The sequence below is a fragment of the Armatimonas sp. genome, from assembly GCF_031410135.1.
Taxonomy (GTDB): Bacteria; Armatimonadota; Armatimonadia; order Armatimonadales; family Armatimonadaceae; genus Armatimonas.
In genome coordinates this window covers 1-2115 of the sequence record NZ_JANNYP010000143.1, presented here as the reverse complement: position 1 = coordinate 2115, position 2115 = coordinate 1, and the positions used below count along the sequence as shown (strand labels likewise).

2 protein-coding genes are annotated in these 2115 nt (G+C 59.4%); one reads left to right on the top strand and one right to left on the bottom strand.

Annotation, left to right across the window (positions count from 1 at the left end):
• Nucleotides 1-1437, top strand: a 1437-nt coding sequence (gene mgtE, locus RMO15_RS05125) for a magnesium transporter (RefSeq protein ID WP_309708714.1), incomplete at its 5' end; no start/stop codon positions are given.
• Here the strand turns inward: mgtE and RMO15_RS05120 are convergent.
• Nucleotides 1434-2115, bottom strand: a 682-nt coding sequence (locus RMO15_RS05120; RefSeq protein WP_309708711.1) for a protein-arginine deiminase family protein, incomplete at its 5' end; no start/stop codon positions are given. The genes mgtE and RMO15_RS05120 overlap by 4 nt on opposite strands.

Below are 2115 nucleotides of genomic sequence, written 5' to 3'. Positions count from 1 at the left end.
AAAAACCTTCTCCCCGGCTGCATGATGAGGAACACTCACATGATCCGGATGGAAACACTCGAAAAGAACACCGAGCGCCTGGAAGAGGGCCTCCGGAATGTTCTCAGCTCGCTTGACAATACCCCTCTCGTTGCCTTGCTTGAAGGCTACCACCCCGCCGATATCGCGGAGGTTATGGAGCGCCTGGACGATGACGATTCCATTCGTGTCTTCCGGGTTCTAGACTCCGTACGGGCTGCGGAGGTACTCGACGAGCTCGATACAGACACAGCTCGCTACCTACTCGATAACGAAGTCCCCGAGCGAATCGCTGCTCTCCTGGACTTGCTCCCGATGGATGATGCGGCGGAGATTATCGCCGAGGTCACCACGGTCGAGAAGCAAGAAGCGATTCTGAAGGATCTCTTCACACGCTCCCCCGGAGACGCCGAGGAAGTCCGCGAGCTTCTGAGCTTTAAGCTAGGCACAGCCGGACGCTTGATGACGGATCGCTTTATCAGCCTGCGGCCTGAGGAGAGCGTGGAGTCGGCGTTTGCTACCGTGCGCCAGGGATCTGAGGAAGCAGAGACCCTTAATGTGCTCTATGTCCGTGAAGGCGAGCGGCTGGTGGGAGTGCTCTCACTCAGGGACTTGCTTCGGGCACGGGCCGACCAGCTCGTCACCGATATCATGGTTCGCGATAGCGTCTCGATCCCGGCGGACATGGACCAAGAGGAAGTGGCCCGCCTTGTTGGTAAGTACGACTTTACGGCACTTCCCGTTCTCCTGCCCGATGGCACGATGGCGGGAATCGTGACCGTGGACGATGTGGTGGACATTCTCAACGAGGAACAGACAGAAGACTTCCTCAAACAGAGTGGAATTTCGGCTGAGGCTGGGATGAAGAACCTCTCGTACTTCTCGGTGCCAATCTGGCGTGTGGTGCGCTCGCGGATCGGGTGGCTCTTGTTGCTCTTCGTTGGCGGAACCCTGACGGGGGAGATTTTGAAGTCCGCCCAGTCGTCGCTGCATCAGGTGACCGCACTGGCAACTTTTATCCCGCTTCTGATTGGCACAGGGGGCAACACCGGGGCTCAGAGCGTCTCGACGATCATCCGGGCGATTGCGCTGGGGGAAGTGCGGGGCCGGGACTTGCTGATGGTGCTCCTACGTGAGCTGTTTGGGGGGCTTCTCCTAGGCATGCTCTTGGGAGGTGTTGCCTTCGGCTGGACACGGGCGCGGGGGAACTCTCTGGAGCTAAGTCTGGTTGTGTCACTGACGGTCGTGGCGGTCTGTACGTGGGCGAACTTGATGGGATCTCTGATCCCCATGCTGGCCCATAAGCTCAAGATTGACCCCGCTCTCGTCTCCGCTCCGCTCATTACCACCCTGGTGGATGCGACCGGCCTCGTGATCTATCTAACCATCGCACGTCTCTTGCTGACCTCGCTACACTAGCGGTGAGGAGACTTGGATCGCAGCGCATTCGTGCCGCAGTGGAGCTCTCCTGATGCCGTGTGGTAGGGCTCCCAGATATCGAGGAAATGCACCGTCAGCCCCAGCACGGAGAGTGAGGACGCCAGTACCCGGCGCAGGGGCGTAAAGCACGGGTCGGGCACGAAGACAGTCTTGCCGGCGATCAGGCTATTGACCGGATTGGGGATCACGGCCAGGCCGTCTTCAAAGAGCGCCGGGAGCGCTATCACATCGGCCTCCTCGACTCCCAGCTCGGATTTGAGCTGCTCGCGTGTGGCCTTCAGCGCCACCCGAATCTTCTTCTGTTCCGCGTTTTGTGCCAGAGCCTTGAGCTTCCCCACCGTGGTCTCCCCGCGCTTGCCCACAAACACGGGTTGGTCATCTGCCAGATTTGTCAGTGTGGCAAGCGCGGTGTCCGGACAAGGCAGAAGCGCTCGCCAGCCTTTTCTATCGTTTTCAGGTGCCGGGACAAAGTTAATGACTTCGTCCACATGCCCAATGGTCAGCCAGCTCACGTCCACAAAGACCGGTGGCCACTGAGCTTTGTGTTTCTCTAAAAATGCCAGCGCCTCGGGGTGGAAGCTCAGCTCGTGCTGTTTGCCGGTGAGAATGCGCCCGTGGGGAAAGCCGGGCACGGGAGGTGAGACCTCTAAGTTGCCG